The organism is Pseudomonas sp. FYR_5 (genome assembly GCF_043106315.1).
Classification (GTDB): Bacteria; Pseudomonadota; Gammaproteobacteria; order Pseudomonadales; family Pseudomonadaceae; genus Aquipseudomonas; species Aquipseudomonas putida_Y.
Genome location: NZ_JBICMK010000087.1, coordinates 127,176 through 150,258 on the forward strand (window position 1 = coordinate 127,176; position 23,083 = coordinate 150,258).

At 62.9% G+C, this 23,083-nt stretch carries 19 protein-coding genes; 12 read left to right on the forward strand and 7 right to left on the reverse strand.

The window, feature by feature from the left end:
• The first annotated feature begins 387 nt into the window (after nt 1–387).
• Nucleotides 388–1,815 carry an arginine-ornithine antiporter gene (gene arcD, locus ACF8RA_RS15570; RefSeq protein WP_392519331.1) on the forward strand — a complete coding sequence of 476 codons (1,428 nt, stop codon included), beginning with the start codon at nt 388–390 and terminating at the stop codon, nt 1,813–1,815.
• Here arcD and ACF8RA_RS15575 read toward each other — a convergent pair.
• The 6 genes from ACF8RA_RS15575 to gap form a co-directional block, all read right to left on the reverse strand.
• Nucleotides 1,801–2,208, reverse strand: coding sequence for a YbaN family protein (locus ACF8RA_RS15575; RefSeq protein WP_392519333.1), 408 nt, complete (start codon nt 2,206–2,208; stop codon nt 1,801–1,803). The two genes, arcD and ACF8RA_RS15575, sit on opposite strands and share 15 nt — an antisense overlap.
• Before the next feature lie 54 nt (nt 2,209–2,262).
• Nucleotides 2,263–2,856: a biliverdin-producing heme oxygenase gene (locus ACF8RA_RS15580; RefSeq protein WP_176683709.1), complete on the reverse strand. Its 594-nt coding sequence runs from the start codon at nt 2,854–2,856 to the stop codon at nt 2,263–2,265.
• A 200-nt stretch (nt 2,857–3,056) separates the two neighbouring features.
• Nucleotides 3,057–5,645, reverse strand: coding sequence for a TonB-dependent receptor (locus ACF8RA_RS15585; RefSeq protein ID WP_392519334.1), 2,589 nt, complete (start codon nt 5,643–5,645; stop codon nt 3,057–3,059).
• Nucleotides 5,646–5,771: 126 nt separating this feature from the next.
• Nucleotides 5,772–6,734 carry a FecR domain-containing protein gene (locus ACF8RA_RS15590; RefSeq protein ID WP_176683707.1) on the reverse strand — a complete coding sequence of 321 codons (963 nt, stop codon included), beginning with the start codon at nt 6,732–6,734 and terminating at the stop codon, nt 5,772–5,774.
• Nucleotides 6,735–6,822: 88 nt separating this feature from the next.
• The gene (locus tag ACF8RA_RS15595) at nt 6,823–7,335 is read right to left on the reverse strand and encodes an RNA polymerase sigma factor (protein WP_021781899.1); all 513 of its coding nucleotides are present in this window, start codon (nt 7,333–7,335) and stop codon (nt 6,823–6,825) included.
• Nucleotides 7,336–7,577: 242 nt separating this feature from the next.
• A complete protein-coding gene (gap, locus tag ACF8RA_RS15600; protein ID WP_014589858.1) occupies nt 7,578–8,579 on the reverse strand; it encodes a type I glyceraldehyde-3-phosphate dehydrogenase in 1,002 nt (333 codons plus the stop codon).
• A 264-nt stretch (nt 8,580–8,843) separates the two neighbouring features.
• On the opposite strand from gap, the gene edd reads away from it, so the two are divergent.
• The 11 genes from edd (at nt 8,844) to ACF8RA_RS15655 (ending at nt 22,129) form a co-directional block, all read left to right on the forward strand.
• Nucleotides 8,844–10,670, forward strand: a complete 1,827-nt coding sequence (gene edd / locus ACF8RA_RS15605) for a phosphogluconate dehydratase (protein WP_176683705.1) — start codon at nt 8,844–8,846, stop codon at nt 10,668–10,670.
• Nucleotides 10,667–11,626: a glucokinase gene (locus tag ACF8RA_RS15610; RefSeq protein WP_392487597.1), complete on the forward strand. Its 960-nt coding sequence runs from the start codon at nt 10,667–10,669 to the stop codon at nt 11,624–11,626. Before edd ends, ACF8RA_RS15610 begins: the two co-directional genes overlap by 4 nt.
• 78 nt (nt 11,627–11,704) lie before the next feature.
• Complete coding sequence (gene gltR, locus ACF8RA_RS15615; RefSeq protein WP_176683703.1) at nt 11,705–12,430, forward strand: two-component system response regulator GltR; 726 nt, start codon at nt 11,705–11,707, stop codon at nt 12,428–12,430.
• Nucleotides 12,411–13,865 (forward strand): ATP-binding protein, encoded by a 1,455-nt coding sequence (locus tag ACF8RA_RS15620; RefSeq protein WP_176683702.1) that lies wholly within the window; start codon nt 12,411–12,413, stop codon nt 13,863–13,865. Before gltR ends, ACF8RA_RS15620 begins: the two co-directional genes overlap by 20 nt.
• A 227-nt stretch (nt 13,866–14,092) precedes the next feature.
• Nucleotides 14,093–15,343: an AGE family epimerase/isomerase gene (locus ACF8RA_RS15625; RefSeq protein WP_392519335.1), complete on the forward strand. Its 1,251-nt coding sequence runs from the start codon at nt 14,093–14,095 to the stop codon at nt 15,341–15,343.
• A gap of 104 nt (nt 15,344–15,447) precedes the next feature.
• Nucleotides 15,448–16,734, forward strand: a complete 1,287-nt coding sequence (locus ACF8RA_RS15630) for an ABC transporter substrate-binding protein (RefSeq protein WP_176683700.1) — start codon at nt 15,448–15,450, stop codon at nt 16,732–16,734.
• Nucleotides 16,735–16,867: 133 nt separating this feature from the next.
• A complete protein-coding gene (locus ACF8RA_RS15635) occupies nt 16,868–17,776 on the forward strand; it encodes a carbohydrate ABC transporter permease (RefSeq protein ID WP_021781907.1) in 909 nt (302 codons plus the stop codon).
• Entirely contained in the window at nt 17,769–18,614 is an 846-nt protein-coding gene (locus ACF8RA_RS15640) for a carbohydrate ABC transporter permease (RefSeq protein WP_103463204.1), read from the forward strand. Before ACF8RA_RS15635 ends, ACF8RA_RS15640 begins: the two co-directional genes overlap by 8 nt.
• A gap of 3 nt (nt 18,615–18,617) precedes the next feature.
• Nucleotides 18,618–19,772 carry an ABC transporter ATP-binding protein gene (locus ACF8RA_RS15645; protein WP_176683699.1) on the forward strand — a complete coding sequence of 385 codons (1,155 nt, stop codon included), beginning with the start codon at nt 18,618–18,620 and terminating at the stop codon, nt 19,770–19,772.
• Between the two features lie 41 nt (nt 19,773–19,813).
• A complete protein-coding gene (locus ACF8RA_RS15650; RefSeq protein WP_176683698.1) occupies nt 19,814–21,157 on the forward strand; it encodes a carbohydrate porin in 1,344 nt (447 codons plus the stop codon).
• Between the two features lie 117 nt (nt 21,158–21,274).
• Nucleotides 21,275–22,129, forward strand: coding sequence for a D-hexose-6-phosphate mutarotase (locus ACF8RA_RS15655; RefSeq protein WP_103463202.1), 855 nt, complete (start codon nt 21,275–21,277; stop codon nt 22,127–22,129).
• On the opposite strand, the gene hexR is transcribed toward ACF8RA_RS15655, so the two are convergent.
• Entirely contained in the window at nt 22,122–22,985 is an 864-nt protein-coding gene (gene hexR / locus ACF8RA_RS15660) for a MurR/RpiR family transcriptional regulator (protein WP_209969915.1), read from the reverse strand. The genes ACF8RA_RS15655 and hexR overlap by 8 nt on opposite strands.
• Between the last annotated feature and the right edge of the window lie 98 nt (nt 22,986–23,083).

The window sequence follows — 23,083 nt, forward strand, 5'->3', positions numbered from 1 at the left end:
CGCTGCCTTGAGCTGACTTGCGTCAGTTTAAGGCGCCGTAAAGGAAGGAAATTTCCTTCACGGGTGCTCCTGGAGAGTGCCGACAGCTTGGGCTGCAGGCCTTGAATGCTGGCACCTCCATGTCCTTCTAGAGCAAACGCTCTGTTCAGCCTGCGATGCTTGAAATTAGCCGCTTTTGTCGCTTTCGCAAATTTTTCACCAGAAATTCGAGTTTTATCAGTTTCTTTTCCAGTTGCCAGACTGCTGCTAGTTTTGAGAGAGCAGGTACATAGACAAAGCAGTTATTAGTGATAGAGGTTGAATGTACGGCTTCAGTATAAGTAACCATATTGATATAGCCCGCAAGGCTGTTTCAAACGCATGACAAGGTTTGAAAAAGGGAGGCTCATGAGCGAACCGGGACAGAAGCTGCGCCTGGGCGCGTTGATCGCGCTGGTGGTCGGGTCGATGATTGGCGGTGGTATCTTCTCGCTGCCGCAGAACATGGCCGCGCGTGCCGATGTGGGCGCCGTGCTGATCGGCTGGGCGATCACCGCGGTCGGCATGTTGGCCCTGGCCTTCGTGTTCCAGACCCTGGCCAACCGCAAGCCGGAACTGGACTCGGGTGTGTATGCCTACGCCAAGGCCGGCTTTGGTGAGTACATGGGCTTTTCCTCGGCCTGGGGCTACTGGATCAGCGCCTGGCTGGGCAACGTCGGTTATTTCGTGCTGCTGTTCAGCACGCTGGGCTTCTACTTCCCGGTGTTCGGCGAAGGCAACACACCCATCGCCATCGGTTGTGCCTCGCTGCTGTTGTGGTCGGTACATTTTCTGGTGTTGCGCGGCATCAAGGAGGCGGCCTTCATCAACCAGGTCACCACAGTGGCCAAGGTGGTGCCGTTGCTGATTTTCGTGGTGATCGCTGCAATTGCCTTCCGCGCCGATATCTTCACCCGGGATATCTGGGGTTTGAGCAACCCACAATTCGGCAGCGTGCTGGAGCAGGTGCGCAATATGATGCTGGTGACCGTATTCGTGTTCATCGGCATAGAAGGCGCAAGCGTGTATTCCGGGCGCGCTCAGCGTCGGTCAGACGTGGGCAAGGCCACGGTCATCGGTTTTCTGGGTGTGCTGGCGCTGCTGGTGTTGGTCAACGTGCTGTCGCTGGGCATCATGACCCAACCGGAACTGGCCGGGCTGCAGAACCCCTCACTGGCCTCGGTGCTGGAGCATATCGTCGGCCCCTGGGGCGCCTTGCTGATCAGCCTCGGCCTGGCGGTCTCGCTGCTTGGCGCATTGCTGTCTTGGGCGCTGCTGTGTGCCGAGATCCTTTACGCCACGGCGCGGGACAAGACCATGCCGCGCTTTCTGGCCAAGGAAAACGCCAACCATGTGCCGGCCAATGCCCTGTGGCTGACCAACTGCATGATTCAGGGTTTCCTGCTGATTACGCTGTTCTCGGCCGGTACGTACACCAGTCTGATCTACCTGGCCTCGTCGATGATCCTGGTACCCTATCTGTGGTCTGCGGCGTATGCCGTGCTGCTGGCGATGCGCGCAGAAACCTATGCCGGGCAGCCGAGGTTGCGGCGCAAGGACTTGTTGGTGGCGCTGGTTGCCCTGCTGTATGCCGTGTGGCTGCTGTATGCCGGCGGGCTCAAGTACCTGCTGCTTTCGGCGCTGCTGTACGCCCCCGGCGTCATCTTGTTCGCGAGGGCCAAGCATGAGCAGGGGCAGACGTTGTTCACGGCCTGGGAAAAGCTGATTTTCGCCGCCGTGCTGGTGGGTGCCGCGCTGGCGGCCTATGCCCTGTATTCAGGGCTACTGAGCTTGTGACGGGGCAGAGCAGGCGTGCTCCGGGCGTGACCAGATCCACAGGTTGCCCAAGGTCATCCCGGCGATTGCCAGGAATACCGGCCAGTGGTGTTCCAGAAAGGTCAGCATCAGGCCCGCACACAGCAGCATGCTGATGGTTGCGCTGACCTTGGCCCGGCGCTGAATCACCTTGCCGTTGCGCCAGTTATGCAGAATTGGCCCGAACAGCCGGTGGTTCTCCAGCCATGCCGACAGGCGCGGTGAACTGCGCGTGGCGGCCCAGGCGGCCAGCAGGATGAACTCGGTGGTCGGCAAACCAGGAATCACAATGGCGACCAGGCCCACCCCGAGGCTCACGTAGGCCAGGATTCCATACAACAGGCGGGCGAGTTTCGAGCGGGCTGGTTGGGTCATGTTCTCACTGCATAAAACGGTTCGGCCACCGAAGGGGTGGCCGGCTACGGCGTATCAGACCAGCGCGGCATCCGCAGCGTAGGCGTGCTTGAGCAACTCGGTGAAACGCTCGAAGGCGGCCACTGCACCGCGTTCGGCAGCCGCTTCCTCTTCAGGCGAGAGCGCCAGGCCATCGAGGATGCGGGTGAACTGCTTCCAGCCTTCGGCACGGCCACCGACGGGCTCGCCCAGGTGACGGGCACCGAAGCTGTCGGACAGTTCCAGGGCCACGGCACGCTTGATCAGAAACGCAGCGCCCAGTTTGGAGCCTTCGGAGACGAAGATCCAGCCCATTGCCTCGCCCAGGCTCGGCTTGCCCACGGCGCCCGGCACCGCCGCCGGTACTTCGGTGTCGAGGTCGGCGAGGTCCAGGCGGGCCTGGTCGGCACGGCAGCGCTCAGCCAGATCAGGGACGATGGCGATCAGTTGAGGGTCGTTGTACAGGGCCTGCAGTTCGGACTGGAACAGGTACTGGGCGACGACGAAGCGGGCGAAACTTTCGCGGCTGTCAAAAGGCGCGTGGGATTTGACCAGGGCATCCAGCTCGGCGTGCGGGGCGTGGGTGATCTGGTTCAGGCGCTGGGAGCGCAGGGCTGGGCGTTCGGTCATGGGGCAGTCCTTGGAAAGAGGGGTCTAGATACAAGACGAAGCAGCGAAAGCGGGACAGTAAAAAAAGCCGGTATTTGTGTTGCCAGTACCGGCGTCTTCGCGGGTAAACCCGCTCCTGCAGGAACATCACAGGTCCAAGACCTGTGTTGAACCTGTGGGCGCGGGCGTGCCCGCAAAGAGGCCGGTACAGACGTAACGCCTCAGATATCCCAAACCACATTGATACCGAAGTTGCGCCCCGGCATGGTCAGGCGGTCGATGTTGGCCGGCTGGGTCACAGCCGCCTCACCCTGGCCGTCGTAGCTGCGCACCGAATCCCACTGCCAGTATTTCTTGTCGGTCAGGTTGTACAGCCCTGCGTTGATGGTGACGTCGTCGGTGACCTTGTAGTAGCCGGTCAGGTCCAGCACACCGTAGCCCGGGGTGCGGAACTTCGAGGTGGAACCGTCAGGTGAATAGAAGGTACTGTCGTCGACACGGGTCTTGCGCTTGACCAGCGTCCAGCTCAGCAAGCCACCGTAGTGCTGCTGCTCGTAGCCCAGGCCGAATACGCCCTTGAGCGGGTTGACACTGTTCAACGGTTGACCGGTGTCATCGTTACGACCATAGGTGTAGGCAATCGAGCTTTGGGCATAGAGGCCCTGCGCTGCGCCGAAGTGGTCGAGGTTCAGGCGGCCCTTGAATTCGGCACCCTTGATGGTGGCGTGCTTGATGTTGTTGGCCTGGAAGGTCTGCTCCAGGTTGGCGCTTTGCACGGCATCTTCGTCGATGAAATCACGGTACTTGTTGTAGAACACTGCCACGTCGAAGTTGCCGGCGTCGAAGTTGCCACGCAGGCCGGTTTCATAGCTTTTGCTCTTTTCAGGCTCAAGGTCCGGGTTGCCCTCCACGCGGTAGCCTTGGTCCAGGTTCTGGAAGCGGCCATACATGGCTTTGGCGGTCGGAGTGCGGAAGCCTTCTGCATACTGGCCGTACCAGGTGTAGTTGTCGTTGAAGGCGTAGGTCAGGCCGAACTTGGGCGAGACGCGGTGCCACTTCTTGTCCGAATCATCCTGGGAGGCAGGCGCCGTACCGCTGGACTCCAGACCACGCAGGAATGCCTCGGTGAACTTGGGCTCCATACGGGTGTAGTCGTAGCGCGCGCCGGGCATGAAGGTCCAGTTGTTCCAGCGGATTTCATCCTGCGCGAACAGGCTGTAGGTATTCACGGTGGGGTCCGGGAAGTCGCTGACCAAGGCCTGTCCGTCACGCGCGCTGTCCTGTCCGATGGCGGTACAGGTACCACCGATGTTCAGGCAAGTGCCGGTGCCGCTCCGTGAACCCGTGACTTTTTCCTGTTTGAGTGTGGTGCCGTAGGTGAACAGGTGATCGGTTTGGCCGATGCTGAAGGCCTTGTCGAATTGGGCGTCGAATACCCACTGGCGATCCTTGTAGGTCGTCTGCCGGTCCCGAAACACTTGGCGTCCCGAGGCGACATACAGCTCATCGGTGCGTTGGTCGGTCTTCGCGATCTGGTAGTTGAGGCTCCATTTGACGTGATCTGCGACCACGCTATCGAGGTCAAATTCATGATTGAGACCGAAGCGTTCACGGGTGATCGTGTCGTTGCCTTGGCGCATGCGGTACGAGTTCATGCCACCGAAGCCCGGAATGAACGGCCCACCCACCGCGCTGAGGATGTTCTGGTCGCGGTCATCCTTGTAGCGCTCGTAGGTAAGCCCCAGGCGCGCGTCGTCGGCGTAGTTCCAGCCCAGCTTGGCCAGCACGTTGGTGGTGCGCACGTCCATCGGGTTGGCTTCGGTGCGTGACAGGCCGTCGCCACTGTGGCTGCCGTGGGTTTCGGCCTCGTGGCCGTTGCGCTGGCTCAGGTGCAGCAGGCCGTCGAAGTCACCCTGGCGGCCGGCGACGGTGGCGGAGGTCAGCCAGCTTTCGTCGGCCGAGCTGTAGCCGGTTTTCAGGCGTGCACCCACGTCTTTGCCGGGCTTGATGATGTCGTCCGGGTCGAGGGTGAAGTAGCTCACCGCACCGCCGATGGCGTTGCTGCCATACAACACCGAGGCCGGGCCGCGGAGGATTTCCACACGCTTGACGATTTCCGGGTCGACATAGTTGCGCTGGGTCTGGGCGTAGGGGCCGTAGAAGAAGCTGTCGGGGATCGACACGCCGTCGACTTGGGTGAGGATCCGCTCGCCGTCGATACCCCGGATGTTGTAGCCGTTCAGCCCGCTGCGTTGGCCGGTTCCGGATACCGACACCCCCGGCTCGTAGCGCACCAGATCCTGGATATTGTTCACGTTCTGCCGGTCCAGTTGCTCACGGGTCTGCACGCTGACAGTGCTCGGCACCTGGCTGACGTCCTGTGCGCTGCGGGTGGCGCTGACGGTCACCTGCTGCAGGGCGATCACGTTGCTTGCGGTTTGGCGCTCCAGTACCACATTGCCGTTGCTGATCTTGCGAAAACTCAGCCCGGTACCCCGCAACAGGCGCTTGAGGGCAGCATCTGGCGGCAGCGAACCCTGTACGCCTGGCGAAGCCACGCCGTCGGCCAGCTCGGCGCTGAAGCCGACCTGCCAGCCGGTGACCTGGCTGAAGGCGTTGATCGCCGACACCAGCGGTTGCTGGCCGATGCTGAAGCGGTAGTCGCCCATACGCGGGCTGCTGGCCTGTGCCGGCTCGGCGGCCAGCGCCGGCAGGCTGCAGGCACCGCTGGCGAGCAGGGCAAGGGTCAACAGGGACAATTGTCCTGTACGGCGGGGAAGGTTGGACGAGCGGGTAGGACCAGTGGACATCGGAAGCGCTCCCAGACGCGCGGGCTGTTATAGGTGATGGCTGTTCTCGTCTCTAAACAAGAATCAGTTGCATTGGCTATAACGAGACGGGCGGGCGAGTGCGATCGCGTAAAAATAATTCAGGGGTCAGTTCAGGATGACCAGCGCCGGGTACTCATGCAGTTGTGCCGAGGTGATGTGGGCCAGTGCGCGCAGGGTTTCCAGTGGCTGGTCGAGGCGGTAGTTACCGGTGACGGCGACGTTTTCCAACTGCGCATTGCGGTTGATGATCCAGCCCGGGTAGTACCGCTGTACTTCGGCCAGGACCTGGCTCAACGGGCAGTTCTCGAACACCAGGCGGCCGTCGATCCAGGCCAGGTCCTTGTGCATGTCGGGGCGCTGGCGTTGGCCAAAGCCCTGGGGGCCGACGCTGATGCTGTCGCCGGCACTCAGGCGGATGCGCTGGTCGCGCTCCCCCTGCAGGTCGACATCGCCGCGTTGCACCCGCACCTGGGCCTCGCCGTCAAGGTAGCGCACGGCAAAGTCGGTGTCGCGCACCTGTGCGCGCAAAGGCCCGGCTTTCACTTCCAGCGGCAGATGCGCGCCGTCGGGAACCTGAAAATAAGCCTCGCCCTGCAGCAGGCGGGCGACCTGGCGGCCGTCCTGGCGTTCGCTGGCAAATGCCGAATTGGTGTTGAGCAGCACTTTTGCGCCGTCTTCCAGTTGCAGGCGCTGGCGCTCGCCGACCACGGTCAGGTGGTCCGCTTGCAGGCGCATGGGCAGGTTACCGACGGTGAACAGCCCGACCACCAGCAGCGCTGCGGTGGCCAGGGGTTTCCAGTGGCTGCGCAGGCGCCCGCGCCATGAGCGGCGTTGCTGCTGGTGCATCTGTGTGGCCACCTGATGCAACGGGGTACCGTTCCACAGTGCCTCGGCCTCGACATAGGCCTCGGCGTTTTCTGGCGCAGCGCTCAGCCAGGCTTCAAAGGCCTGGGTGTCTGCGGCATCTGCGCATTGCAGGCGCACCAGCCAGTCCAGCGCCTCGTCCATGGCACGAGCTCGGGCGCTGAGCCGGGCAGGTGACGGGCGAGGGGCAGGGCGGTCGGTCACGGTGAATCCTTGAATGGTTTTTTGCGAATGATCAAGGCTAAGACGGGGTGTGGCAAGGGCTTTGCGTCGCCGTTCGCCTGCGCTCAGCTTACTTGAGTCGGTCGGCAACACCCATGCAGATTGCCATGATCAGTTTCAGTTCCTTTTGTACCGTGCTGGGCGAAACACTCAGTTGTTCGGCGATTTCCAGATAGGTGGCGCCATGCAGGCGGCTGAGGATGAAAATGCGCTGTTGGCGTTCGCTCAGTTGATTGAGGCTGACGCTGAGGTGCTTGAGCAACTGCTCGGCGTGGGCGGCATCCTCACTGCTGGTGGCGGGCGCGGCGACACTGTGCAGCACTTCGTCGGGCACGTCGTCGACCAGCATGCGTGCCTGCACCCGGCGTGCGCGCAGGTGGTCCAGTGCCAGGTTGCGCGCGGTCTGAAACACGAACGGCTCGATATGCTCGATGGGCCGCTCGCCCAGCGCGCGGGACACCCGCAGGTAGGTTTCCTGCAGCAGGTCTTCGGCCGTGCTGGGATTACCGACCATGCGCTGCAGGGTACGCAGCAGGGTTAGGCGCTGCACGAGGAAGACGGAGTTGAACCGGGACTGACTCACGGGGGGACCTGGCCGACGAAAGGTTAATGATAATGCTTATCATCTGTGTCGGAGGTCAAGTGTGGAAGTGTTAGGAAAAGGTAAAGATTGTAGTCTCTGGATGTAGCGCGCTTTTTTGTGGGAGCGGCCTTGCGTCGCGAAAGGACCGCAAAGCGGTCCCAGAGATATCCGCATCAACGCTCAAATCCCGGGGCTGCTTTGTAGCCCTATCGCGACGCAAGGCCGCTCCCACACAGGTCGCGTCAGCCAGCCCGGTGCAGCGCCAGGCAGTTATCCAGCATGCGGTTGCTGAACCCCCACTCGTTGTCATACCAGGCCAGCACCTTGAGCATCCGTCCGTTGGCCCGGGTATGGTTGGCATCGAAGATCGACGACAGCGGGTTGTGGTTGAAATCGCAGGAAACCAATGGCAGGGCGTTATAGCCCAATACCTTGGAATGTTTGCTGGCCTCGAGGAACAGCTGGTTGACCTGCTCCGCCGTGGCTTCGCGCTTGAGGTTGACGGTGAGGTCCACCAGCGACACGTTGATGACGGGCACCCGCACCGCCATGCCGGTCAGCTTGCCGGCCAGCTCCGGCAGCACCAGGCCCACGGCCTCGGCGGCACCGGTCTTGCTCGGGATCATCGACTGGGTGGCTGAACGCGCGCGGTACGGGTCGCTGTGGTACACGTCAGTCAGCACCTGGTCGTTGGTGTAGGCGTGGATGGTGGTCATCAGGCCTTGCTCGATGCCGAACTCCCGGTGCAGCACCTGGGCGATCGGCGCCAGGCAGTTGGTGGTGCAGGAGGCATTGGAAATGACCTGGTGCGAGGCGCGCAGGATGTCGTGGTTGACCCCGTACACCACGGTGGCATCGGCGCCCTTGGCCGGCGCCGAGACAATCACCTTGCCCGCCCCGGCGGCCAGGTGCGCAGCGGCTTTGGCGCGGTCGGTGAACAGCCCGGTGCATTCGAACACCACGTCGATCGCCTCGGCCTTCCAGGGCAGTTCGGCCGGATTGCGAATGGCGCTGACCGCGATGCGGTCACCGTTGACCGTCAGGCTTTCGTGGTCGGCCTCGACGGTTGCGTCAAAGGTGCCGTGGACACTGTCGTACTTGAGCAGGTGGGCATTCATGGTGCTGTCGCCCAGGTCGTTGATGGCGACGACCTGCAGGTCCTGGCGGTAGCCTTGGGTATACAGTGCGCGCAGGACGTTGCGCCCGATTCGGCCGAATCCATTGATGGCGATGCGAAGGGTCATGGCAGTACCTCTGGCAGTCCGAGTGAAACCTGTGGCACAAAGGAGCTTCACTGAAACGGTTTTGTTGTTGGAATTACAAGATTATTCACTGGCTGATAGAAAACAAGCCTTTTTAGTGGCAGTATTTTGTTTAAATATACAACGAGTGGTTGGGCGTCGTGCCTCCACCGATGCAGCGGGCTCCTAACCATGAGCCTAGGCCGCAATCGTTTGGAGGGGAAATGCCCGGTAAACCGCCCTTACAATTAGCCTGGAGTCCAGTACATGCATCCGCGCATCCTTGAGGTCACCCAGCGGCTGGTCGAACGCAGCCGAGCCACCCGCGAACGTTACCTGCAGCTGATTCGTGGCGCGGCCAGTGAAGGCCCCATGCGTGCCAGCCTGCAGTGCGCCAACTTCGCCCACGGCGTGGCCGGTTGCGGCAGCGAAGACAAGCAGACTCTGCGCCTGATGAACGCGGCCAACGTGGCCATCGTCTCGGCTTACAACGACATGTTGTCTGCCCACCAGCCGTACCTGCATTTTCCCGAGCAGATCAAGCAGGCCCTGCGCGAGGTCGGTTCGGTCGGCCAGTTTGCCGGTGGCGTGCCGGCCATGTGCGACGGTGTGACCCAGGGCGAGCCGGGTATGGAGCTGGCTATCGCCAGCCGTGAAGTGATCGCGATGTCCACGGCGGTAGCGCTGTCGCACAACATGTTCGACGCAGCACTGATGCTGGGCATCTGCGACAAGATCGTCCCCGGCCTGATGATGGGCGCGCTGCGCTTCGGCCATCTGCCGACCATCTTCGTCCCGGGCGGGCCGATGGTTTCCGGCATCTCCAACAAGCAGAAGGCCGATGTGCGCCAGCGCTATGCCGAAGGCAAGGCCAGCCGCGAAGAGCTGTTGGAGTCCGAGATGAATTCCTACCACAGCCCCGGCACCTGCACCTTCTACGGCACCGCCAACACCAACCAGTTGGTGATGGAAGTGATGGGGCTGCACCTGCCGGGCGCCTCGTTCGTCAACCCGTACACGCCGCTGCGTGACGCACTCACCGCCGAGGCTGCGCAGCAGGTGACGCGTATGACCAAGGCCAGCGGCAGCTTCATGCCGCTGGGCGAAATCGTCGACGAGAAGGCGCTGGTCAACTCCATCGTCGCGCTGCACGCTACCGGCGGCTCGACCAACCACACCCTGCACATCCCGGCGATCGCCCAGGCTGCGGGTATCCAGCTGACCTGGCAGGACATGGCCGACCTTTCCGAAGTGGTGCCGACCCTGTCGCACGTGTACCCCAACGGCAAGGCCGACATCAACCACTTCCAGGCTGCCGGCGGCATGGCCTTCCTGATTCGTGAGCTGCTCGACGCTGGCCTGCTGCACGAAGATGTCAACACCGTGGCCGGCCATGGCCTGCGCCGCTACACCCAGGAACCCTTCCTCGACGATGGCAAGCTGGTGTGGCGCGAAGGACCGCAACAGAGCCTGGACGAAAGCATCCTGCGCCCGGTGTCGCGGCCATTCTCGGCCGAAGGCGGCCTGCGGGTGATGGAAGGCAACCTGGGCCGTGGCGTGATGAAAGTGTCTGCCGTCGCCCCCGAGCACCAGGTGGTCGAGGCCCCGGCGCGGGTGTTCCAGGACCAGCAGTCGCTGGCCGACGCGTTCAAGGCCGGCGAGCTGGAGCGCGACTTTGTCGCGGTGGTGCGCTTTCAGGGCCCGCGTTGCAATGGCATGCCGGAACTGCACAAGCTCACCCCGTTCCTCGGTGTGCTGCAGGACCGTGGCTTCAAGGTTGCGCTGGTTACCGACGGGCGCATGTCCGGTGCCTCGGGCAAGATCCCCGCGGCCATTCACGTTTGCCCGGAGGCATACGACGGCGGCCCGCTGGCGCGGGTGCGTGATGGTGATATTGTGCGAGTCGACGGTGTCGAAGGCACGTTGCGGATCATGGTGTCGGCTGAAGAACTGGCCAGCCGTGAGCTGCCGCCTGCGCCCCAGGGCAACGACCTGGGGTGTGGGCGCGAGCTGTTCGGCTTCATGCGCATGGCGTTCAGCCCGGCAGAGCAGGGCGCCAGTGCCTTTACTTCGGCCCTGGAGCACCTCAAATGAAGCACCTGCTGGTTGGTGATATTGGCGGCACCAATGCCCGTTTTGCGTTGTGGCGTGACAACCAGCTGCATGAAGTAAATGTTTTCGCCACCGCGGACTACACCAACCCCGAGCAGGCCATCGAGGCTTACATGGAAAGCCAGGGTATCGCCCGTGGCGGCCTGGCGGCGGTGTGCCTGGCGGTGGCCGGCCCGGTCGATGGCGATGAATTCCGCTTCACCAACAATCACTGGCGCCTGAGCCGCACGGCATTTTGCAAGACCTTGCAGGTCGAGCGACTGTTGCTGATCAATGATTTCACCGCGATGGCGCTGGGCATGACCCGTCTGCGCGAAGGGGAGTTCCGCGAGGTGTGCCCCGGCCAGGCCGACCCCTCGAGGCCGGCACTGGTGATCGGCCCAGGTACTGGCCTGGGGGTGGGCTCGTTGCTGCGTCTGGGTGAACAGCGCTGGAAGGCCCTGCCGGGTGAAGGCGGGCATGTTGACCTGCCGGTGGGCAATGCTCGCGAAGCGGCAATCCACCAGCAGATCCACAGTCAGATCGGTCATGTCAGCGCCGAGGCCGTGCTCAGTGGTGGTGGCCTGGTGCGGCTGTACCAGGCGATCTGTGCGCTGGACGGCGACACGCCCAGGCACAAGACTCCGGCGCATATCACCGATGCGGCACTGGGCGGTGAGCCACGGGCGCTGGCGGTGGTCGAGCAGTTCTGCCGTTTCCTTGGGCGAGTGGCGGGTAACAATGTGCTGACGCTGGGCGCGCGAGGCGGGGTCTATATTGTTGGCGGTGTGATTCCGCGCTTTGCCGAGCTGTTCTTGCGTAGCGGGTTTGCCGCGAGCTTTGCCGACAAGGGGTGTATGAGTGGCTATTTTGCCGGGGTGCCGGTGTGGCTGGTGACGGCGGAGTTTTCCGGGTTGGAGGGGGCCGGTGTAGCGTTGCAGCAGGCGTTGGATCACTGATGGGGCCACTTGGCGGCCCCGATGGCAATACCCGACAGCAGGCAAAAAGACCTGTAATCAACAAGAGGAAGGACCACTTTGAGCACTGCCGGCAAATCGATCCTAATGGTCGACGACGACCAGGAAATCCGTGAACTGCTGCAAACCTACCTGAGCCGCTCCGGCTTCCAGGTGCATGCCGAGGCTGACGGCAAGGGCTTTCGCCGTGCGCTGGAAACCACGCCCTGCGACCTGGTCATTCTTGACGTCATGTTGCCCGACGAAGACGGCTTCAGCTTGTGTCGCTGGGTACGCCAGCACCCACGCCAGGCGCGCGTACCTATCATCATGCTCACCGCCAGCTCCGACGAGGCCGACCGGGTCATCGGACTGGAACTGGGCGCTGACGATTATCTGGGCAAGCCGTTCAGCCCCCGCGAACTGCAAGCACGAATCAAGGCCCTGCTGCGCCGCGCTGAATTCGGCCACGCCGCGCCGGGCAGTGCGGTGCTCGCCTTCGACGATTGGCGCCTGGACACGGTCAGCCACCGCCTGTTCCATCACGACGGTGAAGAGGTGATTCTTTCCGGTGCCGACTTCGCCCTGCTCAAGCTGTTCCTCGACCATCCGCAGCAGATTCTCGACCGCGACACCATCGGCAACGCCACCCGTGGCCGCGAACCGATGCCGCTGGACCGTATCGTCGACATGGCCGTCAGCCGTCTGCGCCAGCGCCTGCGCGATACCGACAAGCCCCCTCGGCTGATCCGTACGGTGCGTGGCAGTGGCTACTTGTTGGCGGCGCATGTCTGCAGTGCTCCCTGAGCGGCGCTGGCGCCTGCTGCCACGCTCCTTGCTGGGGCGCATGCTGCTGCTGACCCTGATGGTGGTGCTGCTGGCCCAGGGCTTGTCGAGCATCATCTGGGTTGCCCAGTTGCGTGCCAGCCAGTTGCAGGGCCTGCGTGCCAGCGCCAGCAGCCTGGCCCATTCGATGAGCGCGAGTGTCAGTTATTTCCGCTCGCTGCCGGTCGCCTATCGGCCCATGGTGCTCGACCAGTTGCGCAGCATGGGTGGCACACGTTTTTTCGTGTCACTCAATGCCAGGCCGCTGGACATGCCGGTACTGCCTGTCACCCCACGCAAGCAGGCAGTGATCGATGTGTTCCAGCAGGTGCTGCACGAGCGCCTGGGTTCGCAGATGGAAGTTTCCGTGGCGTTCGTCGCCCCCGACGACCTGCGTATCTTCAACAGTGGCCTGAAGCTCGACGAGCTGCCCCGCTCCTGGGCGCATTACTCGCTGACCCTGGAGCCACTCAACCCGCCGGTATTGGTGACGCAGATCCGCTTGGGTGAGGGTGAGTGGTTGTACATCGCCTCGCTGCTGCCCGAACCCTATACCAGCCTGGAGGCCGAACGCCTGCCACGGCAGCAGATCGGTTTCATCGTGCTCACCACAACCTTGCTGCTGCTGTTCATCGGCTTGCTGGTGCATTGGCAAAGCTGGCCGCTCAAACGGCTGGCGCGGGCCGCGCGGGAAATGTCGCTGGGCGCCGATGTGGCGCCGTTGGCTGAAGCGGGTGGCAGTGAAGTGGTCGAGGTTAGCCGGGCGTTCAACAGTATGCGAGAGCGAATCAGCCGCTACCTGACCGAACGCAGTCAGCTATTCAGCGCCATTTCCCATGACCTGCGCACGCCGATCACCCGCCTGCGTCTGCGTGTGGAACTGCTGGAGGACGAGCGCCTTCAGGCCAAGTTCAGTCAGGATCTGGATGAGCTGGAGTTGCTGGTCAAAGGCGCCTTGCAGTGCGTAAAGGACACCGACATCCACGAAAACATCGAGCCGGTCGACCTTAATCAGGTGCTGGAGATTCTGGCCGAGCCTTACCTGGGCGATGGTCGCATCACCGTCGAGGGCCAGGCGCTGGCGCCTTACCCGGGCAAGCCGCTGGCATTGCGTCGCTGCATCGGCAACCTGATCGACAACGCCATCAAGTACGGCGAACGGGCGCGGCTGCGCATCATCGACGGGGCAGAGGGCTTTGTGCTGCAGGTGGATGACCAGGGGCCCGGGGTGCCGCAACAGCAGCTGGAACAGGTGTTCGAGCCGCATTTCCGTCTGGCCGGGCAGCAGCAGGGGTATGGGCTGGGGTTGGGCATTGCGCGCAACATCGCCCATAGCCATGGGGGTGAGGTGAGCTTGCTGAACCTGCGCGAGGGCGGGCTGCGGGTGACCCTCTATCTGCCGCGGGGTATGGATTGAGTTTTTGGGGGGCTGTGCGGGCCTCTTCGCGGGCAAGCCCGCTCCCACAGGTACAGCGTAAACTTGGAAGGCTGTGCGGTCTTTGTGGGAGCGGGTTCACCCGCGAAGAGGCCCGTACAGCCACCCGAAATGTCACTGCCCGGTGACAATCCCGCCGTCCTTCGTGACATCCGCCATGACCCCACTGGCTAGAATTCGCAAAAGACTGGCAAGGATCAAGCTGGCCCATGACCCCCCTCAACCTGTCCGTTAACAGTTGGCTCAATGCCCCGGCCCACCACGCCTGGCGCCTGGCCGAAGCACAGCGCCTGCTGGCTTTTGCCAAGGCCGCGAAACTACCCGACGGTTTCGGCAATCTGGATGCCAACGGGCAACTCGCCCCTGGTGCACGTGCCGAAACCATGAACACCGCCCGCATGACCCATTGCTTCGCCTTGGCCCACCTGCAGGGCATTCCTGGCAGCCTGGCCTATGCCGAGCACGGTGTGGCAGCACTGCGCGGTGCCATGCAGGATGCCGCCCACGGCGGTTGGTTCGCCCACCCCGACGGCCACGACGATAGCGGCAAGGCGGCCTACCTGCATGCCTTCGTCGCTCTGGCCGCCAGCTCAGCAGCGGTGGCGGGCGCTGTCGACGCTAGCACGCTACTGGCAGACGCAACCCAGGTGATCGAAGCGCATTTCTGGAGCGAAGAAGAAGGTGCCCTGCGGGAAACCTTCTCCCGCGCCTGGCAGCTCCCCGAGCCGTACCGGGGCGCCAACAGCAACATGCACGCGACCGAGGCCTTTCTGGCCTTGGCAGATGCCACCGGCAACGGCCTGTGGCTGCAACGCGCCCTGCGCATTGCCGAACGCATCATCCATGGCCATGCTGCCGCCAACAGTTATCGGGTGATCGAACATTTCGATCCCCATTGGCAGCCGCTGCCGGATTACAACCTCGAACACCCGGCCGACCCCTTCCGGCCTTATGGCACTACACCCGGGCATGCGCTGGAGTGGGCGCGGTTGCTGCTGCACCTGGAAGCCAGCCTTGAACGGGCCGGCCTGTACGCCCCGCAATGGTTGCCGGACAGTGCCCGCGCATTGTTCGACACGGCCTGCCAACAGGCCTGGGGCGTCGATGGCGCCCCGGGTTTCGTCTATACGCTGGACTGGGCTGATCGCCCAGTGGTGCATGCACGACTGCACTGGGTGCACGCCGAGGCCTGCGCCGCTGCGGCAGCCCTGTTGCAACGCACCGGCGAGGCGCATTACGAACAGTGGTACCGCTGCTGCTGGGGCTTTATCGCCAATCATTTCATTGACCCCATTCGCGGCAGCTGGCACCACGAACTCGATGCGCACAACCAGCCGGCCGGTACCCTCTGGCCGGGCAAGCCCGACCTCTATCACGCCTACCAGGCGCTGTTGTTGCCAGGTTTGCCCTTGGCACCCAGTCTGGCCAGTAACCTGGGCGGCAATGTAACCAAACGATGACATTCACGCATCGCTTCGTTACCTGACGAGGCGAGCGCGCTGTTTAGACTTCATGCAACGCAAGCGATCGACTTGCACGGCATAACAACAAGAAAGGTGCCTCGATGAATTCCACGCTCCGTTTCGCTGCCGCAATTTCCTTTGCCTCCTTGATCCCCCTGGGTGCCCAGGCTGCTGACGCCAAAGGCAGCGTCGAAGTGGTGCACTGGTGGACCTCCGGTGGTGAAAAAGCGGCGGTCGATGTGCTCAAGGCCCAGGTCGAAAAAGACGGCTTCATCTGGAAGGACGGCGCCGTCGCCGGTGGCGGTGGTGCCACGGCCATGACCGTGCTGAAGAGCCGCGCCGTCGCAGGCAATCCGCCCGGTGTCGCGCAGATCAAAGGCCCCGACATCCAGGACTGGGCGGCCACCGGCTTGCTCGACACTGATGTGCTCAAGGATGTGGCCAAGGACGAAAAGTGGGACTCGCTGCTCGACAAGAAAGTCGCCGACACCGTGAAGTACGACGGTGACTACGTTGCCGTACCGGTGAACATCCACCGCATCAACTGGCTGTGGATCAACCCCGAAGTGTTCAAGAAGGCCGGCATCGACAAGGCGCCCGCCACCCTCGACGAATTCTACGCCGCCGCCGACAAGCTCAAGGCTGCCGGTTTCATCCCGCTCGCCCATGGTGGCCAACCCTGGCAGGACAGCACCGTGTTCGAAAGCGTGGTGCTGTCGGTGATGGGCGTCGATGGCTACAAGAAGGCCTTGGTCGACCTCGACAACACGGCCCTGACCGGCCCGGACATGGTCAAGGCGCTGACCGAGCTGAAAAAGGTCGCCACCTACATGGACCCCGATGGCAAGGGCCAGGACTGGAACCTGGAAGCCGCCAAGGTCATCAACGGCAAGGCCGGCATGCAGATCATGGGCGACTGGGCCAAGAGCGAATGGACCCTGGCGAAGAAAACCGCCGGCAAGGATTACCAGTGCGTGCCGTTCCCCGGCACCGACAAGGCCTTCCTTTACAACATCGACTCGCTGGTGGTGTTCAAGCAGAACAACGCTGGCACCTCTGCTGGCCAGCAGGACATTGCCCGCAAGGTGCTGGGTGAGGATTTCCAGAAGGTCTTCAGCACCAACAAGGGGTCGATCCCGGTACGCAACGACATGCTTGCCGACATGGGCAAGTATGGTTTCGATGCCTGTGCTCAAACCTCCGCCAAGGACTTCCTGGCCGACGCCAAAACGGGCGGCCTGCAACCGAGCATGGCGCACAACATGGCCACCACGCTGGCTGTGCAGGGCGCGTTCTTCGATGTGGTGACCAACTACATCAACGACCCCAAGGCCGACCCGGCCGATGCGGCGAAGAAGCTGGCGGCGGCTATCAAGGCTGCCCAGTAACGGCTGTTCGCGGGCACGCCCGCTCCCAGATGGGCCCTGCTCACCACTGTTCCTGGTCATGACGCCGGACCTGTGGGAGCGGGCTTGCCCGCGAAGCGGTGCGCAGCACCGCCACTACCTCGGGATTCAATACATGAGCACAACCACAGCCCAACTGCGGGCCTCACCCCTGGACGCGCTTCAGCGCTGGCTGCCCAAGCTGGTGCTGGCACCCAGCATGTTCATCGTCCTGGTGGGCTTCTACGGCTACATCCTCTGGACCTTCGTGCTGTCCTTCACCACCTCGACCTTTCTGCCCACCTACAAGTGGGCGGGCCTTGCGCAATACGCCCGTCTGTTCGACAACGACCGCTGGTGGGTGGCGAGCAAGAACCTGCTTCTGTTCGGCGGCCTGTTCATTGCCATCAGCCTGGCCATCGGTGTGTTGCTGGCGGTGCTGCTGGACCAGCGCATCCGCCGTGAGGGCTTCATTCGCACCATTTACCTGTACCCCATGGCGTTGTCGATGATCGTCACCGGCACCGCGTGGAAATGGCTGCTCAACCCCGGCATGGGCCTGGACAAGCTGTTGCGTGACTGGGGCTGGGAGGGCTTTCGCCTGGACTGGCTGATCGACCCTGACCGGGTCGTGTACTGCCTGGTGATCGCCGCCGTGTGGCAGGCCTCGGGCTTTATCATGGCCATGTTCCTCGCCGGCCTGCGCGGCGTTGACCAATCGATCATCCGCGCCGCACAGATCGACGGTGCCAGCTTGCCGCGCATCTACTGGACCGTGGTGCTGCCCAGCCTGCGCCCAGTGTTCTTCAGCGCGCTGATGATCCTTTCGCACATTGCCATCAAGAGCTTCGACCTGGTGGCGGCAATGACGGCCGGCGGCCCGGGTTACTCCTCCGACCTGCCAGCAATGTTCATGTATTCGTTCACCTTCAGCCGCGGCCAGATGGGCATAGGCTCGGCCAGCGCCATCCTCATGCTCGGGGCGATCCTGGCGATCCTCGTGCCTTACCTGTACTCGGAGCTGCGGAGCAAACGCCATGCATAGTCCTGTCGACAAGCCGGTGCTCAGCTTCAGCCGTATGGCCATCCATGCCGTGTTGCTGATCGCCGTGCTGCTGTATCTGGTGCCGCTGGTGGTGATGCTGCTGACCAGCTTCAAGACCCCCGAAGACATCAGCACCGGCAACCTGCTGAGCTGGCCTGCGGTGATTACCGGCATAGGCTGGGCCAAGGCCTGGGCAGCGGTCAGCGGTTACTTCTGGAACTCGATCATGATCACCGTGCCAGCGGTGCTGATCTCCACAGCTATTGGTGCACTGAACGGCTATGTGCTGTCGATGTGGCGCTTTCGGGGTTCGCAACTGTTCTTCGGCCTGCTGCTGTTCGGCTGCTTCCTGCCGTTCCAGACCGTGCTGCTGCCGGCCTCGTTCACCCTCGGCAAGCTTGGTCTGGCCAGCACCACCAGCGGCCTGGTGCTGGTGCATGTGGTCTACGGCCTGGCCTTCACCACGCTGTTCTTCCGCAACTTCTACGTGAGCATCCCCGACGCGCTGGTCAAAGCCGCACGGTTGGACGGTGCCGGGTTCTTCACCATTTTCCGCCGCATCATCCTGCCGATGTCCACGCCGATCATCATGGTCTGCCTGATCTGGCAGTTCACCCAGATCTGGAACGACTTCCTGTTCGGCGTGGTGTTCTCCAGCGGCGATTCGCAACCGATCACCGTAGCCCTGAACAATCTGGTCAATACCAGCACCGGGGCCAAGGAATACAACGTCGACATGGCGGCAGCGATGATCGCTGGCCTGCCAACCCTGCTGGTCTACGTGGTGGCAGGCAAATATTTCGTGCGCGGGCTGACGGCCGGCGCGGTCAAGGGGTAAGCCATGGCAACGCTCGAACTTCGCAATGTGAACAAAACCTACGGCAGCGGCCTGCCGGACACCCTCAAGGACATCCAGCTGTCGATCAAGGATGGCGAGTTCCTGATCCTGGTGGGGCCGTCGGGCTGCGGCAAGTCGACCCTGATGAACTGTATCGCCGGCCTGGAGCAGATCACCGGCGGCGCCATCCTCATCGACGAGCAGGACGTCAGTGGCATGAGCCCCAAGGACCGCGATATCGCCATGGTGTTCCAGTCCTATGCGCTGTACCCCACCATGAGCGTGCGCGAGAACATCGAGTTCGGCCTGAAGATCCGCAAGCTGCCCCAGGCCGCCATCGACGAGGAAGTGGCGCGGGTGGCCAAGTTGCTGCAGATCGAACACTTGCTGGCGCGCAAGCCGGCGCAGCTGTCCGGCGGCCAGCAGCAGCGCGTGGCCATGGGCCGGGCGCTGGCGCGGCGACCCAAGATCTACCTGTTCGATGAACCCCTGTCCAACCTCGATGCCAAGCTGCGGGTCGAAATGCGCACCGAAATGAAGTTGATGCACCAGCGCCTGAAGACCACCACGGTGTACGTCACCCATGACCAGATCGAGGCCATGACCCTGGGCGACAAGGTGGCGGTGATGAAGGACGGCATCATCCAGCAGTTCGGCACCCCGCAGCAGATCTATAACGACCCGGCCAACCAGTTCGTGGCCAGCTTCATCGGTTCGCCGCCGATGAACTTCATTCCGGTGCGTCTGGCCAAGCATGACGGCCGTTTGCTGGCGCTGCTCGACAGCGGCCAGGCGCGCTGCGAGCTGCCTTTGGGGCTGGCTGCTGACGAGCTGGAGGGGCGCGAGATCATCCTGGGCATCCGCCCTGAGCAGATCGCCCTGGGCGCTGCTGACGGTAATGGTTTGCCGGGTATCCGCGCCGAGGTGCAGGTCACAGAGCCCACCGGGCCGGACCTGCTGGTGTTCGTCACGCTCAACCAGACAAAAGTGTGCTGCCGCCTTGCGCCGGATGTGGTGTGCCGGGTGGGTGACACCCTCAACCTGCAATTCGACCCGGCCCGGGTGCTGCTGTTCGACGCCGACAATGGCGAGCGCCTGCACCTGGCCAGCACTGGCGCAACTGCAAAGGACAACGTGGCTCACTTCAAAGGCCGTTGACTCGTCTACACCATCAATAAGAAAAAAGAGGACGCAAAGGGATGGAACAGCGCAAACGCATCAAGACACTGGGATCGTTGGCCTTGCTTGCACTTGTAGGCAGCAGCGGTACACAGGCTGCCGAGGCTTTTTCCAGCGAATCAAAATGGATGACCGGCGACTGGGGCGGCACCCGGACCGAGCTGCTGGACAAGGGCTATGACTTCACCCTCGATTATGTGGGCGAGGTGGCTGGCAACCTGCATGGCGGCTACAACGACGACAAGACCGCACGCTACAGCGACCAGTTCGCCCTCGGCGCGCATCTGGACTTGCAGAAGATACTGGGCTGGCATGATGCCGAGTTCAAGCTGGCAATCACCGAGCGAAGCGGTCGCAACCTGTCCAACGACCGCATCAGCGACCCGCGCGCCGGGCAGTTCAGCTCGGTGCAGGAGGTGTGGGGCCGTGGCCAGACCTGGCGCCTGACCCAGATGTGGATCAAGCAGAAGTACTTCGACGGCGCACTGGACGTGAAATTTGGCCGCTTTGGCGAGGGCGAGGACTTCAACAGCTTCCCTTGCGACTTCCAGAACCTGGCTTTCTGCGGCTCGCAGGTGGGCAACTGGGTGGGCGGTATCTGGTACAACTGGCCGGTCAGCCAGTGGGCGCTGCGGGTGAAATACAACATCACCCCGGCGTTCTTCGTACAGGTCGGGGCCTTCGAGCAGAACCCTTCCAACCTGGAAACCGGCAACGGCTTCAAGCTCAGCGGCAGTGGCACCAAGGGTGCGATCTTGCCGGTGGAAGCGGTGTGGTCGCCCAAGGTCAATGGCCTGCCGGGCGAGTACCGCCTGGGTTACTACTACAGCACGGCCAAGGCTGACGATGTGTTCGACGACGTCAACGGCAACCCGCAGGCGCTGACAGGTGAAGCCTTCAAGTCGCACTCCAGCAAGCACGGATGGTGGGTGGTGGCGCAGCAGCAGGTCACCGCCCACGGCGGCGACGTCAACCGTGGCCTCAGCCTGTTCGCCAACTTCACCGTGCATGACAAGGCCACCAACGTGGTCGACAACTACCAGCAGGTGGGGTTGGTCTACAAAGGCGCTTTCGACGCTCGGCCCAAGGATGACATCGGCTTCGGTGTGGCGCGTATTCATGTGAATGACGACGTGAAGAAGCGCGCCGAGTTGCTCAACGGCCAGAGCGGCATCAACGATTACGACAACCCTGGTTTCGTGCCGCTGCAGCGCACCGAGTACAACGCAGAGCTCTACTACGGCTTCCACGTTACCAACTGGCTGACCGTGAGGCCCAACTTGCAGTACATCAAGAGCCCGGGCGGGGTGGACGAGGTGGATAACGCGCTGGTCGCTGGCTTGAAGATTCAGTCGTCATTCTGAGGGCACTTGTTGTAAATTTACGCCAATCCATTTTCGGTTCCCGGCACCCACTGGTCTGCAGTGGGTGTCGGGGATAGGCCGAGACAGCGCTATCTCGAACAACAAGAGCTCTGAACCATGCCCGAACATCCGCTCCATCGCTTCTTTTCCTCGCAGCGGCCACGGCCGACATTCGAATGGGAGCGTTACCAGCAGCGCGATGTGCTGATCATCGATCATCCCCGTTGCCAGGCGGTGTTCAGCCGCCAGGGCGCGCAGTTGCTGCACTTTCAACCGGCGGGTGAACGGCCGTGGCTGTGGTGCGCCGAACAGTGGCCACAGGTAGGGGCGATCCGCGGTGGCGTACCGGTGTGCTGGCCCTGGTATGGCTGTCACCCCAGCGAAGACCTGTGGCCGGACCACGGCTGGGCGCGGCTGCTGGACTGGAAACTGGTGGACAGCCGTGAGGACGAGGAGGGCGTGACCCTGAAATGGCGGCTGGACCTGTGCGACTGGCAGGTCGACTTGCACGCCCGGCTAGGTAGCCGCATGGAGCTGAGCCTGAGCACCGAACATCAGGACAGCGAACCCTGCCAGTTGAGCCATGCGCTGCTGGCGTACTGGCGCATCAGTGACGTGTCCGAGATAGCGCTGTCTGGTCTGGAAGACATTGAAGGCTACGACCGCCTCAACCGCCAGGCTTGCCGTGAAGATGGCGCGCTGAAGCTCAAGGGCGGCTGCCAGAAGGTCTACCCCGGTACGCCACGGGTGCAATTGCAGGACCCGGCCTGGCAGCGCGAGCTGTGCATCGACACCGGTGACAGCGACGACACCGTGGTCTGGCACCCTGGCAATCGCCCGCTGATGGGGGTGACTGGCCGCGAGTCGCAGCGTTTTGTCTGCGTCGAGGCGACCAGCGGCAGTGGCGAAGGCCTGAGCCTGGCGCCTGGGCAGCGTGCGCACCTGCGTTTGCAGGCGCACCGGCTCAATTGAGTTCGTCGTCCTCGATCGGGTAGCGGCTGGCGTTGAGGCTTTCCTTGATCTTGCGCAGGTGGGGCTGGAAGTCCACGCCGCGGCGCAGGGTCATGCCGGTGGCCAGCACATCGAGCACGGTCAGCTGGATGATCCGCGAGGTCATCGGCATGTAGATGTCGGTATCTTCCGGCAGCGGGATGTGTAGGCTCAGGCTGCAGGCATTGGCCAGTGGCGAGCCTGCGGCGGTCAGGCCCAGCACCGAAGCGCCGTTTTCACGCGCCACGCGCGCCACTTCGACCAGTTCGCGGGTGCGCCCGGTGTAGGAAATGATCACGAACAGATCGCCGGTGTGGGCGACCGAGGCCAGCATGCGCTGCATCAGTACATCGGCGTGGGCCGACACGGCCAGGTTGAAGCGGAAGAACTTGTGCTGCGCATCCAGGGCCACCGGGGCCGAGGCTCCGAGGCCGAAGAAGTGGATCTGTCGGGCCTGGATCATCATGTCCACGGCGCGGCTGACCTGCTGCGGGTCCAGTTGCTGGCAGGCGCTGTCAAGCGAGGCGATGGCGCTGGCGAAGATTTTCTGGGTGTAGGCGGCCGGGTCATCGTCGGCCTCCACCGCGCGGCTGACATAGGCGGCACCACTGGCCAGGCTCTGCGCCAGTTGCAGTTTGAGCTCGGGGTAGCCGCTGACGCCGAACGAGCGGCAGAAGCGGTTGACGGTCGGTTCGCTGACCTTGGCCGCCTGGGCCAGCGCAGCGATGCTGAAACGGGTGGCTTGTTGCGGGTTGAGCAGGATGACTTCGGCGACTTTGCGTTCGGCCTTGTTCAGCTCGTCGAGGCGGCCCTGGATCTGTTCCAGGAGGTTTCGCACGCGGTCCATGGGTGTGTCCTTGGGTCGGGAAGACAGCCGGCTGTGGGAGCAGCAGGCTTTTTGCACGGTCGTCTATCGTACTGTCGGTGCGGTTGGCG